This is a genomic window from Luteibacter sp. P1_D3, from assembly GCF_056406135.1.
Window position 1 is genome coordinate 1 of sequence record NZ_JBFUAT010000029.1, and the last position, 13,324, is coordinate 13,324.

The 13,324-nt window shown below is 63.0% G+C and carries 15 protein-coding genes, 1 tRNA gene and 1 pseudogene; 9 read left to right on the forward strand and 8 right to left on the reverse strand.

Annotation, left to right across the window (positions count from 1 at the left end):
• A partial coding sequence (locus AC1DYM_RS16965; protein WP_477340316.1) for a Rossmann-fold NAD(P)-binding domain-containing protein occupies positions 1-460 on the forward strand: 460 nt, incomplete at its 5' end.
• Here the strand turns inward: AC1DYM_RS16965 and AC1DYM_RS16970 are convergent.
• Both AC1DYM_RS16970 and AC1DYM_RS16975 read right to left on the reverse strand, forming a co-directional pair.
• The gene (locus AC1DYM_RS16970) at positions 457-1,059 is read right to left on the reverse strand and encodes a pentapeptide repeat-containing protein (RefSeq protein ID WP_477340318.1); all 603 of its coding nucleotides are present in this window, start codon (positions 1,057-1,059) and stop codon (positions 457-459) included. The two genes, AC1DYM_RS16965 and AC1DYM_RS16970, sit on opposite strands and share 4 nt — an antisense overlap.
• A gap of 21 nt (positions 1,060-1,080) precedes the next feature.
• Positions 1,081-1,629, reverse strand: coding sequence for a CbrC family protein (locus AC1DYM_RS16975; RefSeq protein ID WP_477340320.1), 549 nt, complete (start codon positions 1,627-1,629; stop codon positions 1,081-1,083).
• A gap of 154 nt (positions 1,630-1,783) precedes the next feature.
• On the opposite strand from AC1DYM_RS16975, the gene AC1DYM_RS16980 reads away from it, so the two are divergent.
• The 4 genes from AC1DYM_RS16980 (at position 1,784) to AC1DYM_RS16995 (ending at position 4,176) form a co-directional block, all read left to right on the forward strand.
• On the forward strand, positions 1,784-2,467 hold the full coding sequence (locus AC1DYM_RS16980; protein ID WP_477340321.1) for an aspartate/glutamate racemase family protein: 684 nt from the start codon (positions 1,784-1,786) through the stop codon (positions 2,465-2,467).
• Positions 2,460-3,101, forward strand: a complete 642-nt coding sequence (locus AC1DYM_RS16985) for a dihydrofolate reductase family protein (RefSeq protein WP_477340322.1) — start codon at positions 2,460-2,462, stop codon at positions 3,099-3,101. Before AC1DYM_RS16980 ends, AC1DYM_RS16985 begins: the two co-directional genes overlap by 8 nt.
• Before the next feature lie 387 nt (positions 3,102-3,488).
• Positions 3,489-3,764, forward strand: coding sequence for a hypothetical protein (locus AC1DYM_RS16990; RefSeq protein ID WP_477340324.1), 276 nt, complete (start codon positions 3,489-3,491; stop codon positions 3,762-3,764).
• Positions 3,765-3,867: 103 nt separating this feature from the next.
• The gene (locus AC1DYM_RS16995; protein ID WP_477340326.1) at positions 3,868-4,176 is read left to right on the forward strand and encodes a toxin-antitoxin system YwqK family antitoxin; all 309 of its coding nucleotides are present in this window, start codon (positions 3,868-3,870) and stop codon (positions 4,174-4,176) included.
• 80 nt (positions 4,177-4,256) lie between these two features.
• On the opposite strand, the gene AC1DYM_RS17000 is transcribed toward AC1DYM_RS16995, so the two are convergent.
• A tRNA-Leu gene (locus AC1DYM_RS17000) sits at positions 4,257-4,341 on the reverse strand.
• 120 nt (positions 4,342-4,461) lie between these two features.
• Here AC1DYM_RS17000 and rnr point away from each other — a divergent pair.
• The 4 genes from rnr (at position 4,462) to sugE (ending at position 8,665) form a co-directional block, all read left to right on the forward strand.
• Positions 4,462-7,185, forward strand: coding sequence for a ribonuclease R (gene rnr, locus AC1DYM_RS17005; RefSeq protein WP_477340328.1), 2,724 nt, complete (start codon positions 4,462-4,464; stop codon positions 7,183-7,185).
• Positions 7,182-7,928 (forward strand): 23S rRNA (guanosine(2251)-2'-O)-methyltransferase RlmB, encoded by a 747-nt coding sequence (gene rlmB, locus AC1DYM_RS17010; protein ID WP_477340330.1) that lies wholly within the window; start codon positions 7,182-7,184, stop codon positions 7,926-7,928. Before rnr ends, rlmB begins: the two co-directional genes overlap by 4 nt.
• Entirely contained in the window at positions 7,925-8,209 is a 285-nt protein-coding gene (locus tag AC1DYM_RS17015) for a CBU_0592 family membrane protein (RefSeq protein ID WP_046967150.1), read from the forward strand. Before rlmB ends, AC1DYM_RS17015 begins: the two co-directional genes overlap by 4 nt.
• Before the next feature lie 135 nt (positions 8,210-8,344).
• Positions 8,345-8,665 carry a quaternary ammonium compound efflux SMR transporter SugE gene (gene sugE / locus AC1DYM_RS17020; protein ID WP_477340332.1) on the forward strand — a complete coding sequence of 107 codons (321 nt, stop codon included), beginning with the start codon at positions 8,345-8,347 and terminating at the stop codon, positions 8,663-8,665.
• 63 nt (positions 8,666-8,728) lie between these two features.
• Here sugE and phoU read toward each other — a convergent pair whose 3' ends face one another.
• The 5 genes and pseudogenes from phoU to pstS all read right to left on the reverse strand — a co-directional run.
• Positions 8,729-9,436 (reverse strand): phosphate signaling complex protein PhoU, encoded by a 708-nt coding sequence (phoU, locus tag AC1DYM_RS17025; protein WP_046967152.1) that lies wholly within the window; start codon positions 9,434-9,436, stop codon positions 8,729-8,731.
• A gap of 21 nt (positions 9,437-9,457) precedes the next feature.
• Positions 9,458-10,282, reverse strand: coding sequence for a phosphate ABC transporter ATP-binding protein PstB (gene pstB, locus AC1DYM_RS17030; RefSeq protein WP_046967153.1), 825 nt, complete (start codon positions 10,280-10,282; stop codon positions 9,458-9,460).
• A 1-nt stretch (position 10,283) separates the two neighbouring features.
• Complete coding sequence (gene pstA / locus AC1DYM_RS17035) at positions 10,284-11,153, reverse strand: phosphate ABC transporter permease PstA (protein WP_046967154.1); 870 nt, start codon at positions 11,151-11,153, stop codon at positions 10,284-10,286.
• The gene (pstC, locus tag AC1DYM_RS17040) at positions 11,153-12,184 is read right to left on the reverse strand and encodes a phosphate ABC transporter permease subunit PstC (protein WP_477340335.1); all 1,032 of its coding nucleotides are present in this window, start codon (positions 12,182-12,184) and stop codon (positions 11,153-11,155) included. Before pstC ends, pstA begins: the two co-directional genes overlap by 1 nt.
• A gap of 44 nt (positions 12,185-12,228) precedes the next feature.
• Positions 12,229-13,188: pseudogene (pstS, locus tag AC1DYM_RS17045) on the reverse strand (phosphate ABC transporter substrate-binding protein PstS); the annotation flags it as partial.
• Positions 13,189-13,324: the final 136 nt, after the last annotated feature.

The following is a 13,324-nucleotide window of genomic DNA, read 5'->3' on the forward strand; positions in this document are numbered from 1 at the left end:
GGTTTACGCTGCATCCTGTGTGGGCGTGGGCTCGGGCAGCATGAAGTGGAGCGAAGAGGAACTGAAGGCCCTCGAGGTCGGCGTGGTGGGTGGATTTGCCCGAGGTTGCCATGACGCGGGTATTGCTCACTTCGCCCTGCTGTCCGCCGTAGGAAGCACGCCGAAAAGCCGGTTTCGCTATGTGCGCGTCATGGGGTTGAAGGAGCAGGCCACTGAAGCGGTTGGCTTCCGGCGTCTCGCTATCTTTCGCCCCGGCATCATCGCCGGCAATGCTCACACGCCGGGCTATGTGGCCTGGCTGGGGCGCCTGATTCCGGGGCGGTTTGGCTCGGTCGATCAGGACGACATCGGGCGTGCGTTCGTCGCCGAGTTCGTCAACAACCCGACTGGGAGCGGCGTCGTGCATCTCGAGAACGAAGCGATGAGGCAAGCGTCAAAAGCGCTTCCATCTCGCGGCTAATCGACCAGTTCGATGCCCAGTCCATAAAGAAGGCCGGCGGCCTCAGTGCGTGTGAAGCGCGCACCCTTGACCTGGTTCTCCCGGATATCCATCACGTAGTTGGTCGCTTCGCTGAAGTCCGTGCCTTGCAGCTTCGTGGCGCCAAAGAGGCTTTCAGCGAAGTCGGAGTAGGTAAAGTTCGAGCGGGCGAAATCGCCCTGTCTGAAGTCGACGTTGCGAGCCTTGCACTCTTCCAGCACAAGCTCCTGGAGATTCAGGCCGAAGAACGATGTGTAGTTGACGATCGACTTGCGGAAGGCGAGTTTCGCCGGTGCCGCGTATCGCGGCCAGTCCGCGCGCGTCCAGTCGACGCCGATGACCTTGCACTCGTCAAACGCCACCGACTGAAACTTGCTGGCGTTGAGGTTCACATTGCTCAGGTCACACGACCGGAACGTGCATTCGATGAACTTGCAGTGGTCGAACTCGGCGTCGCTGAAGCTGCACTGGGTGAACGTGCACTCTTCGAAGGTCTTTCCGGCGATCGTACCTTCGGCATGGTCGAGCCCCCGGAAGGTCTTGAGGTAGTAGTCGTTCTCTTCACCGATCATGTCGCTCATGCGCCGATTGTGCCCATGGTTTTAGTCGCAGTCCTGATAGCCGCCGAGTGTGCCGCAATGCCGGCAGCGAAAGAGGTAGGCAGTCGGTGAGCCGTCTTTGTGTAGAGCGCGATAAAAGCGCTCCCAGTCGGGTCCTTCGAGCCCGGCATTTTCTCTGATGGCCCTGGCTGCGTCATCACCCATGGCGTCAAGCTCTTCGTAGCCCTGACGCCCCAGAAAGATCGCCGCATCGTTACAGTGAGTCCACCATTGCTCCTGTTGCCACCCGGCGAACCCAGGCGTGCGATAGGCGACTTCGCCGATCACGTCGGTCGGCACATGGTCCCATGCCCCATAGCCCCCAATCCCCGACTCATCGGCGAAGCAGGCCCCAAACTTCGCATGGGCCGTTCCATCCGAGATGCACCAGGGGCACAGGCTGTCCTGATACTCCCCAATGGCGTAAACGGGGCCGCTGTAGATATATCCACGTACTTGCTCGCAGCACTTACAACGATTGTCCGATACACGGATGCTGCCGGTGGCGACGGCACCGGGGTGATAGCGAAAATGGGGAAGTGTGTTCAACACGATTCACTCACGGCAAGCGGGCTTAACGTCGTCGACTCATGCTGCGTCCCAACATGTGAATCGGCTTGGGGGCATTGGTCGGAAGTGTACTTGCGCTGCTACGCTTTGCCATCCAGCGACCAGGACGAGGACGGCTCCGTTGAAAACGATCGGGATGCTCGGCGGCATGTCTGCTACTTCCACGCAGATCTACTACCGCGAACTATGTCGGCTAACGAGCGAGCGGCTGGGCGGGCTGCATTCGCCGGAGCTGCTCATCCGTTCGCTGGACTTTGCGGGCATCGAGGCCCTTCAGGCGGAAGGAAACTGGGATAGGGCAGGCGACATCCTTAACGCCGAGGCGATGGCCCTCCAGCACGGAGGTGCCGATTTTCTGATCCTGGCCACGAATACGATGCACAAGCTGGCGGACAGGATGATGCAGGGTTTGTCCCTTCCGTTGCTGCATATTGCCGACGCCACGGCGGCGGTCGTACGAGGAAAGGGCTTGCATCGTCCGGGGCTCATCGCCACGGCCTTCACCATGGAGCAGTCGTTCTATCTGGATCGCTTGATAGCGGCAGGTCTCGATCCGATCGTCCCCGACGCCGTCGATCGTGCCGATGCGCACCGGATCATCTACGAGGAGCTTTGCCGCGGTGTCACTACGCCCGAGAGCGAGGCTCGGTTCGTCGCCATCGCTGAGCGGCTTGTGGAGCGGGGTGCAGACGCGATGATCCTGGGGTGTACCGAGGTTGGCATGCTGCTGAGCGAGGGCAATGTGTCCGTGCCGGTGTTCGACACGACCCTGATTCATTGCGAAGCTGCGCTGGATTTCGCTGGAGTGACTCATGACTAAAGTAAAAGTTGCCGGGTTCGGTGTCTCGCTTGACGGTTTCGCCGCCGGCATCGACCAGAGTCTGGAGAACCCGCTAGGCGTGCGAGGCCCGGAGCTTTTCCAGTGGTTTTTCCCTACACAGTCGTTTCGCCAGATGCAGGGGAAAGAGGGCGGTGAAACCGGGCCGGACGACGACTTCGCAAGACGGGCGATGGCCGGCTTCGGTGCCTTCATCCTCGGTCGCAATATGTTTGGACCGATTCGTGGCGAATGGCCTGACGACCAGTGGAAGGGCTGGTGGGGCGACAACCCGCCGTATCACGCGCCAACCTTCATATTGACGCACTACCCGCGGCCGCCCATTGAGATGGAAGGCGGAACCACGTTCTACTTCGTCTCGGAAGGGATCGAGGTCGCGCTGCAACAGGCGCGCGAGGCCGCTGGTGGCAAGGACATCAAGATCGGCGGCGGCGCGGAGACGGTCAGGCAATATGTGCAGGCCGGCCACGTGGATGAGATCCACCTGGCATTTGCTCCCGTCGTACTTGGCGAGGGCGAGTCGCTTTTCAGCGGGCTTGATCTGCGTGCGCTGGGCTACCGGACCGTGGAGCATGTTCCGACGGAGCGGGCTACGCACATTGTGCTGGCGAAGTAGAGGGTGCGGGACGGCCGCGGTGCGGGAAAGGCATTTGGCGTTCGGGAAATCACCAGATGCCAAGGTCATGCGTCAAAACGACCAGGAGCGCACCCCCGACCAGCACGACGATCGGCCAATAGTCGCGGAGAGCCTTTGCCCATCCGTTTTCCGCGACGGTACTTCCGAAGCCAAAGAGGTGCCACACCGCCGTGAGGAACATGAAGGCCATGACGGAGTAGGTGCAGGCCCATGTGTCACATCCCCTCCCTCGGAGTAGGGCACAGGTAACGGATGTCAGTAGCATTTGTGAGCGACTCCTTGCGATTTATCGGGCCGTGATCTTCGTCGGATTAGCGATAGATGTGTCACGAGCTTCCCAGTTTCAGAAAGACGAGCGAGGTGTCCGTGGTTTTCTTGATCTTAACGGGGCTCAACCTGGCCGACGCCATCGCGACCGCGCGGCGTTCCGAGTCGCCGGTCTGGGTCAATGCCGATCTGGTCGGGCCCGAGGAGGCGGCACAGCTTCGCGCTGACGGACTCAATCTCACGACCATCTCGCACTGGATAGATCCGATGGACCGCGCCGACGTCGACGATATGTTGGCGACGATGCGGGAGCATCATCCCGGTCACATGCTGGCTGTCGAGTGGCCTGTCTCCGGCAGCGAATCCCCCCTCTGAATTCGAAAAAACTCAGCCAGCCTGTATTCCCAAACGCAGGTCCATGCGTTTCAGCCGTCATGAGGGTTTCACGTCGGTATCGTTCTGTAATGATGGAGTGCGCATGGAAGACCTGAATATCGCGGAGATCCTGTCCGAGAGCGGGCGCGTGCGCTACCGATATACGCGTTATTTATCAGCCGACGGGACCGAATGGATTCGCCACGGCCGCTTCGAGGCCTACCACGTCAATGGCACGCTCTCGTCGGAAGGCACCTTCGTCGACGGGGTCGAACAGGGCGACTGGCGCGACTATCACCCGAACGGGCAACTCGCGGCGCAGGGCGTCTACAAAAATGGCGAAGCGATCGGCGATTGGCAGTTCTACGATCAGTATGGCGTCGTCCTGGACGATGGTGAAACGCCGTCATAGCGCCAAACGTGGACCAGGCGCGTCTTTCTGAACCCTAGATACAACAAAGCCCCGCATCGCTGCGGGGCTTCGTCTATAATTGGTGCCCAAGAGAGGACTCGAACCTCCACGGTTTTACCCGCTAGTACCTGAAACTAGTGCGTCTACCAATTCCGCCACCTGGGCAGGTGTCACTGAGCATCGCTGCCCCGTGAGCCGCGTAGATTAGGTAGGTCCGGGAAACTTGTCAACGATTTTGCACACAGGATGTGAAACTATTTCGCATCCACCTTCAAAGGTCCTTACGTGACGAAGAAAAACTCAGGTTCGGGAGCCGATCGCGGTCCCCGTAAACCCAAGGCCAGCCGCCCCGGCAAGGCGCTGGACAAGTATCGCGATCGCCCGGCAGCCGCCGTGGTCGATCCCCATGCCGACCGGGAGGCTGCGCTCTACGACCAGCCGATCCCCAGCCGCGAGGCCATCCTGGCGCTGCTCGACGACCGCGGTGAGCTGCTCTCGGAAGAGAGCATCGCCCACGCGCTGCGCCTGTTCACCGATTACGAGATCAATGCCCTGGGCAAGCGCCTGGGCGCGATGGTCCGTGACGGGCAGCTCCTGCGGAACCGCAAGGGCGACTACGCCCCGGCGCAGAAGCTCAGCCTGATCCCGGGCCGTGTCATCGCCAATGCCGAAGGCTACGGCTTCCTCCGTCCCGACGAGAGCGGTGAGGAAGACCTCTACCTCTCGCCCGCACAGATGCGCAGCGTGCTGCACGGTGACCGTGTGCTGGCCAGCGTGGTCGGCATCGATCGCCGCGGCCGTCGCCAGGGTGCGATCGTCGAGGTGCTCGAGCGCCGTTCGCCGCGCCTGGTCGGCCGGGTCGTCATCGAGAACGGCGTGACCCTGGTCGAGCCGGACGACCGCCGCCTGCATCAGAACATCATGATTCCCGCCGGCCGCGAGTCGGGGGCTAACTCCGGTGAGATCGTGGTCGTCGAGATCACCGATCCGCCGACCCCGCACCGGGGCCCGATGGGCACGATTCGCGCCGTGCTCGGCCAGCGCCTGCAGCCGTCGCTGGTGGTCGAGATGGCGATCGCCAGTCACGACCTGCCGCACGAGTTCCCGCAGCAGGTGGTTCGCCAGGCCGAAGAAGTCGAGCCGAAGGTCACCTCCGAGGAGCGGAAGGGTCGCGTCGACCTTCGCAAGCTGCCGCTGGTCACCATCGATGGCGACGACGCCCGTGACTTCGACGATGCGGTCTATGCCGAGCCACTGAAGGACGGCGGTTTCCGCCTCGTCGTGGCCATCGCGGACGTCTCGCATTACGTGCCGGTCGGCACGCCGCTGGACGTCGAAGGCTACAACCGCAGCACGTCCACGTACTTCCCCGGCTTCGTCGTGCCCATGCTGCCGGAGACGCTGTCGAACGGCATCTGCTCGCTCATGCCCAAGGTGGAACGCCTGTGCATGGTCTGCGACATGGAGATCGACGAGGACGGCGACGTCACGCGCTCGAAGTTCTACGACGCGGTGATGTTCTCGCACGCACGCCTCACCTATAACAAGGTGTGGCAGGCCGTCGGCGAGCGCAATGCCGATGTCCGCCAGGAAATCGCCGACGTGCTTCCGCACATCGAGTCCCTGCACCGCCTGTACAAGGTGATGGCCAAGGCGCGCAAGCGTCGTGGTGCGATCGATTTCGAAACGCCGGAAGTGAAGTTCCGCATCGGCCCGGCGGGTGACGTCGAATCGATGGGCGCCTCCGACCGTAACGACGCGCACAAGATGATCGAGGAATGCATGATCGCCGCGAACGTGCAGGCGGCGCGCTACCTCACCAAGCGCAAGATCCCCGCGCTGTATCGCGTGCATGCACCGCCGCCGGCCGAGAAGTACGAAGACCTCCTGCGCTTCCTCAAGGAGTTCAAGCTGAAGATGCCGCCGGCGGACGAAGTCACGCCCGCGGATTTCTCGGCTCTCCTTAAGCGCGTGCACGACCGTCCCGAAGCCGAGCTCATCCAGTCGGTGCTGCTGCGCTCGCAGAGCATGGCGATCTACCATCCGGAGAACCAGGGCCACTTCGGCCTGGCGCTGGATGCGTATGCGCACTTCACCTCGCCGATCCGTCGTTATCCCGATCTGCTCGTGCATCGCGCCATTCGTTATGCGCTGAGCAAGGGCAAGCCGGCCGATTACGTTTATAGCGACACGCAGATGGCGGCCATGGCCGTGCATTGTTCGCAGCGTGAGCGTCGTGCCGAAGAGGCCGAGCGCGATGTGGACGAGCGCTTCAAATGCGCGTGGATGGAAAAGCACGTCGGCGAGGAATTCGCCGGCACCATCACCGGCGTCACCTCGTTCGGTCTGTTCGTCGAGCTCGCGGCGTCGCGCGTGTCCGGCCTGGTGCATGTGTCGCAGCTGCCGAACGATTACTACAAGTTCGATCCTATTCGTCATCTGCTCAGTGGCGAGCGCACGGGTTCCACGTATCGTCTCGGCGACTACGTGAGCGTGCAGGTGCTTCGCGCCAGCCTGGAAGATCGCAAGATCGACTTCCGTCTGGTCGCGCGCCTGGCCCAGTTGCCGAAGCAGGCGCCCAAGGTCGAGGTCGCCGCACAGGTCGCCGAGAGCTCGGGCATGGCCAAGGCGGGTAAGGCCATTGGCCGCGCCGCGAAGAAGGCCATGGACAGCATCTTCGGCAAGAAGAAAACCAAGGCTGCGGTTGCGGTAGAAGCGCCCGCGGCGCATCATCCGGCCCCCGCGCCGGCATCGCGACGCCGCACGGCCGAGCCGGCAGCGAGCGAGCCGTCGTCGTCCCGGTCGCCGCGTCGTCGTTCCGCCGCGCAGGCACCGGTACACGAGCAGCCGGCCGGAAGGTCGACTGCCAAGAAGACCGCCACGAAGAAAACCGCCGTGACGAAGACGACGACACGGCAGGCGCCGGTCGCGACGTCGGATACACCGGCACCGGCCAAGAAATCGGCACGGCGTCGGTCGCGTAAACCCAGGAGCAAGCCAGAAGCATGAGTGAGTCGTGGATCGTAGGAATCAATCCGGTGGAGGGCGCCCTCGCCAACGACCCGGATCGTGTCCGTGAAGTTCTGATCGAACAGAACTCGAAGAACGCGCGCGTGGTCGAAATCGCCGCCCTGGCGCGCAAGCTCGGCATCATCCTGAAACCGGTGAGCAAGGAGCAGCTCGAGAAGCTTGGTGGCGAAGCCCGTCACCAGGGCGTTATCGCGCTTTACGACACGCCGCCGTTGCGTGACGAGAGCCATCTGCCGGCGCTTCTCGAAGCGGCGGGTGGCAACGCCTTCGTGCTGGTGCTCGACGGCGTGACCGATCCGCACAACCTGGGCGCCTGCCTGCGTAGTGCGGCGGCGGCAAACGTCACTGCGGTCGTGGTGCCGAAGGACCGTGCGGTCGGTATCACACCGACCGTTCGCCGTGCCTCGGCGGGCGGGGCCGACCTGATCCCGCTGATCGCCGTGACCAACCTGGCCCGCGCCCTGCGCATGCTCAAGGATGCCGGCGTGTGGATCACCGGTCTGGACGGCGACACCGACAAGTCGATCTACGACATCGATCTGAAGGGGCCGATCGCGCTGGTCATGGGTAGCGAGGGCGACGGTATGCGCCGTCTCACGCGCGACACCTGCGACTTCGTGGCGAAGATCCCGATGCCCGGCGGCATGGAGAGCCTGAATGTCTCCGTCGCCACCGGCGTGGTCCTGTTCGAGGCCCTGAGGCAGCGAGGAGCGAAACGATGAGCAGCATGATGTGGCATGACTGGGCCGGCCTGGTCGGCGTGGCACTGGTGTTGGTCGCGTTCTTCCTGCTCCAGGCTCACAAGCTCTCGGGGCAGGGCTATACCTATCAGGTGATGAACCTGGTCGGGGCCTTCGGCATCCTGCTTTCGTTGATCTTCGGCATGTTCAACCTGCCGGCCTTCCTGCAGGAAATGGCCTGGTTTCTGATCAGCGTCTACGGCATCGTCCGCGGCGTGAAGGCGCGCAAGGCGGCGGTGATTACCCCGGATAGCCTGCCCTGATCGTCGGGTCAGCGAGGGGTTACACACCCTCGGTACAATGGGTGCAGATCGGCGCAAGGCCGGTCTGCCCCTGGGGACGACCCCAGGGCGCGCAGCAACTCCGCGGGGACGACCCCGCTTCTGCGGAGCGACACCATGTACTGGTTCGTGCTTGTTCTGGCGGGTCTGTTCGAGATCGCCTGGGCCGTTGGCCTGAAATACACCGAGGGCTTTACCAAGCTCATTCCCAGCGTGCTTACCGGCACCGCGATGGTTATCAGCATCGTGCTGTTGGCGTATGCGACGAAAAAGTTGCCCTTGGGTACCGCTTATGCGGTGTGGACCGGCATCGGCGCGGTCGGCGCGGTGACGCTCGGGATCATCCTGTTCGGGGAGTCCGCGCAGCCTTTGCGGCTGCTTTGCGTCGGGTTGATCGTGGTCGGGATTCTTGGGTTGAAGCTGACGTCGTCTGTTTGATGATTCATCGGCGAAGGGGGCTCGCGATACCGCCAGGTACCGCGACACCCCTCACCGGCAAAATCAAAACTCCGGATTGGCCGTCGTATCTTTCTTGACGCGCGGTGCCACCAGCGGCTCGCCGTTCACCACGAACCAGACGTTCTCCGCGATGTTCGTCGCGTGATCGCCGATGCGCTCGATGTTCTTCGCCATGAACAACAGGTGCGTGCACGGAGTGATGTTGCGCGGGTCTTCCATCATGTAAGTGAGCAGGGCGCGGAACACCAGGGTGTATTCCTCGTCCAGGCGCGCGTCGGCTTTCCACACTTCGTAAGCGGCCTCGGCATCCTGTTCGTCGTACGCCTTGAGTACGTCGCGCAGCTCCTGGATGGCGAGCTCGGCGAGATTGGCCAGGCCGCCGACGACGGCGATGGGCGCCACGCGGCTGAGCGGAATCGACCGCTTGGCCACGTTCGCGGCATAGTCGCCGATACGCTCGATGTCCGCGGCAATGCGCAGCGCAGCGAACACGTTGCGCAGGTCGCCGGCGATCGGTGCGCGCAGGGCGAGCAGGCGAACCACGTCCTGGCTGATTTCCTGTTCGAGCGCGTCGATGGCGTCGTCATTGTCGACCACGCGCTGGGCAGCGCGCTCGTCGCGGCGTTCGACCACGTCGATGGCGGCTTCGAGCTGGGCGACGGCGAGCTCGCCCATCTTGACGATTTCGCGGGTGAGCCGCTTCAGTTCGTCGTCGTAGCTCTTGATGATGTGCTGGTGCGGAGTGTTCATCGCATGCCTCGAGGTGGGGGCTTAGCCGAAACGGCCGGTAATGTAGTCTTCGGTCTGCTTCTTGTTCGGCTTGGTGAAGATCTTTTCCGTCCGGTCGAACTCGATCAACTCACCCATGTACATGAAGGCGGTCATGTCCGAGCAGCGTGCGGCCTGCTGCATGTTGTGGGTGACGATGACGATGGTGAACTGGCTCTTCAGCTCTTCCACCAGCTGTTCGATACGGCTCGTGGCGATCGGATCGAGCGCGGAGGTCGGTTCGTCGAGCAGCAGCACTTCCGGCTTCAGCGCGATACCGCGGGCGATGCACAGGCGCTGCTGCTGACCGCCGGAGAGGCCGAGCGCGCTCTGCTTGAGCTTGTCCTTCACTTCGTCCCACAGCGCGGCGCCGCGCAGGGCCTGCTCGACGCGGCCTTCCATGTCCGTGCGATTGAGCTTCTCGTGGTGACGAATGCCGTAGGCGACGTTCTCGAAGATGGTCATCGGGAACGGGACCGGCTTCTGGAACACCATGCCGACCTTGCTGCGCAGGCGGTTGAGCGAGTACTTCGGGTCGAGGATGTTCTCGCCGTCGAGCACGATCTCGCCGCTGGCGCGCAGGTTCGGATAGATCGCGTAGATGCGATTGAAGATGCGCAGCAGGGTGGACTTGCCGCAGCCGGAGGGTCCGATGATGGCGGTGACCTTCTTCTCCGGCACATCCATCGCGATGCTCTTCAGCGCGTGGAACTCGCCGTAATGGAAGTTGAGGTCGCGCACGGTCATCTTCGCGGGGACCTGGCCGAGATCGACGCCAGACTCATGCGGTGAGGTGCCGAAACCCGGCTTGGAGGCGACTTCGTTCATGTTAGTCATGGGACACCTTGGAGCGCGAGAATACAAAGCGGGCGATGAGGCTGAGTGCGAGCACGAACATGGTCAGGACGAAGGCGCCGGCCCAGGCGAGGGTGTTGATATCCGGGCTCGGGTCCTTCGTGTATTCGTAAATGACCTGAGGCAGGCTCGGCATCTTGTCGATCGGGTTGAAGGTCATGAAGTTGTTGCCGAACGCCGTGAACAGCAGCGGCGCGGTTTCGCCGCTGATGCGGGCGAGGGCCAGCAACACACCGGTCACGATACCCGAGCGCGCGGCGCGGATCAGGATCTGCACGGTGAGCTTCCACTGCGGCACGCCGAGCGACAGCGCGGCTTCGCGCAGCGTACCCGGTACCAGGCGGAGCATTTCGTCGGTGGTGCGGACGATCACGGGCAGGGCGATCAGGGCCAGCGCGATGCCGCCGGCGATGCCGGAGAACGTCACGTCGCCGTTGGTCAGCCACTTCGACGGCAGCACGATGATCGTGTAGACGAACAAGCCCAGCACGATCGACGGCGCGGACAGCAGGATGTCGTTGAGGAAGCGGATGGTCGGCCCGAGCTTCGAGCGGCGCGAGTACTCAGCCAGCCAGGTACCCGCCATCACGCCGATCGGTGTGGCGATCAGGATGCCGAGCACGTTGAGGATCAGGCTGCCGACCATGGCGTTGGCCAGGCCACCTTCTTCGCGATAGGCGGTGATCTTGGTGAACAGGGCGGGCTTGAGGCCGGCGATGCCCTGGCTCAGCGTTTCCCAGAGGATCCAGGCCAGGAAGAGCAGGCCGATGCAGGTCGCGGCGACGCTCAGGATCATCGCGGCGATGTTCTTGATGCGGCGCGTGGTGTAGAGCGAGGCGGACATCAGGAGCCTTCCTTCGAAGCCAGGCGGCGAAGCATGAGGCGGGCGATCATCAGCACGATGAAGGTCACCACGAAGAGGAGGAAGGCGATCGCCATCAGCGCCGATTTCTGCAGGCCTTCGGCCTCACCGAACTGGTTGGCGATGGTCGAGGCGATCGAGCTGCCGGTTTCGAGGATGGACGGGGTGAACTTGAACGTGTTGCCGAGCACGAAGGCCACGGCCATGGTCTCGCCGAGCGCGCGGCCCAGGCCGAGGAAGATGCCGCCGATCACCGCCGTGCGGGTGTAGGGCACGACGATGTCCCAGACCACTTCCCACGTGCTGGAACCCAGTGCGTACGCGGATTCCTTCAGCCGGGTCGGCACGGTCTGGAAGACTTCGCGCATCACCGAGGAAATGAAGGGGATGATCATCACCGCGAGCACGAGACCCGCCGTGAGTACACCGGCACCGAAGAACGGGTATTCGCTGGAGAAGAACTTCGCGATGAACGGCACGTGCTGGACCAGCCACGAGACCTGGCCGTCCGGCGGGTCCGCGCTGAAGTTGTTCATCAGCCAGGGCTTGATCGTCGTGGCGACGAACGGCGCGAAGATGAAGAGGCCCCACATGCCGTAGATGATCGACGGGATGCCGGCGAGCAGTTCGATGGCGGAGCTGACCGGACCGCGCAACCAGCTGGGTGCGATCTCGGTAAGGAAGAGGGCGATGCCGAAGCTGACCGGCACGGCAAAGATCAGGGCGATGAGCGCCGTGGTGACGGTGCCCATGACGGGCACGAGCGCACCGTAACGGTTGTTGCTCGGGTCCCATTCGGAGCTGGTCAGGAAGCCCCAGCCGAAGGTGGCGAACGCATCGCGGCCGAGCCACAGGGTGGAGGCGGCGGCGCCGATCAGGGACACCAGGACGAGCAGTGCGCAGGCTTTGAGCAGCCCTCCGAACAGGCGGTCGTTGCGCGTATCCCTCGCGTTACGCGCCGCTTCCTCCGCACGCGCGGTGGTAGGGGCGTTGCTGCTGACGGTCGCATGCATGATGGGAACTTCCTGGGCCTATGCATAGTGTGGGTCGGCCCACCCAGGGCAACGTAGTCGAGCGAGGCGGCCTGCGACTGGCCGTTCTCCATGGACCACTTGAAGAAGTCGAAGGCGACCTTGGTGTGCGAGGCGTTCTTGGACTTCTTGTACATGATGATCCAGGTCGTCGCCGTGATCGGCCATGCCTGTTCACCCGGGGCATTGGTCATGATCAGGTTGAAGTCCTTGGCGTTCTTCCAGTCGGCCGTGGCAGCAGCGGCGGCAAACGTGTTGGCGCTCGGCTCGATCCACTTGCCAGCGGCGTTCTGCAGCTGGGTGTAGGAGATCGCGTTCTTCTTGGCGTAGGCGTATTCGACGTAACCGATCGAGCCCGGGATCTGGCGAACGTACTGCGAAACGCCTTCGTTACCCTTGCCGCCGACGCCGGCCGGCCACTCGACGGCCGTGCCGAACTTGACCTTGGACGCCCACTCCGGGCTGACCTTGGACAGGTAGTTGGTGAAGTTGAACGAGGTGCCCGAACCGTCCGAACGATGCACGACGGTGACCTTCACGTCCGGAATCTTCACGCCCGGGTTCAGGGCGGCGATGCGCGGATCGCTCCAGCGGGCGATCTTGCCCAGGTAGATGTCGGCGAGGAGGGCGCCGTCCAGCTTCAGCTGGCCAGCGGCCACGCCCTGCAGGTTGACGATGGGAACGATGCCGCCGACCACGGCCGGGAACTGGCCCAGGCCGAACTTGGCGAGATCTTCGGCGCTCATCGGGGCGTCGGAGGCGCCGAAGTCGATGGTGCCTTCCTTGATCTGGGCGATGCCTGCACCCGAACCGACGGACTGATAGTTCAGCTTATTGCCCGTCTTCTCGGCGTACGTGGCCGACCACTTGGAAAGAACGGGATAGACGAAGCTCGAGCCGGCGCCGGTGATGTCGGTGGCCTGAGCGGACATGCCGAACAGCGAAGCAGCGACCAACGCGGCGATGCAGAGTTTACGTGTGAACACGGAGTAGTCCCCTCGGAAGAATGAGTGTCAGGCGAAGCCCGCCCGGGGCTGTATTCCAGCCCTGCCGTGTTGCAATGAGACGTACTGAATGTTTCAACGGGATGACAGCCGCCTTTTTGCTGTCATATTCAGGAAC

Coding starts and splice junctions, on each gene's coding strand:
- phoU (WP_046967152.1), bottom strand. CDS start 9,436: ATGAACACTCCGCACCAGCACATCATCAAGAGCTACGACGACGAACTG.
- pstA (WP_046967154.1), bottom strand. CDS start 11,153: ATGTCCGCCTCGCTCTACACCACGCGCCGCATCAAGAACATCGCCGCG.
- AC1DYM_RS16980 (WP_477340321.1), top strand. CDS start 1,784: ATGCTCGGCGGCATGTCTGCTACTTCCACGCAGATCTACTACCGCGAA.
- pstC (WP_477340335.1), bottom strand. CDS start 12,184: ATGCATGCGACCGTCAGCAGCAACGCCCCTACCACCGCGCGTGCGGAG.
- AC1DYM_RS17015 (WP_046967150.1), top strand. CDS start 7,925: ATGAGCAGCATGATGTGGCATGACTGGGCCGGCCTGGTCGGCGTGGCA.
- pstB (WP_046967153.1), bottom strand. CDS start 10,282: ATGAACGAAGTCGCCTCCAAGCCGGGTTTCGGCACCTCACCGCATGAG.
- rlmB (WP_477340330.1), top strand. CDS start 7,182: ATGAGTGAGTCGTGGATCGTAGGAATCAATCCGGTGGAGGGCGCCCTC.
- AC1DYM_RS16970 (WP_477340318.1), bottom strand. CDS start 1,059: ATGAGCGACATGATCGGTGAAGAGAACGACTACTACCTCAAGACCTTC.
- sugE (WP_477340332.1), top strand. CDS start 8,345: ATGTACTGGTTCGTGCTTGTTCTGGCGGGTCTGTTCGAGATCGCCTGG.
- AC1DYM_RS16995 (WP_477340326.1), top strand. CDS start 3,868: ATGGAAGACCTGAATATCGCGGAGATCCTGTCCGAGAGCGGGCGCGTG.
- AC1DYM_RS16985 (WP_477340322.1), top strand. CDS start 2,460: ATGACTAAAGTAAAAGTTGCCGGGTTCGGTGTCTCGCTTGACGGTTTC.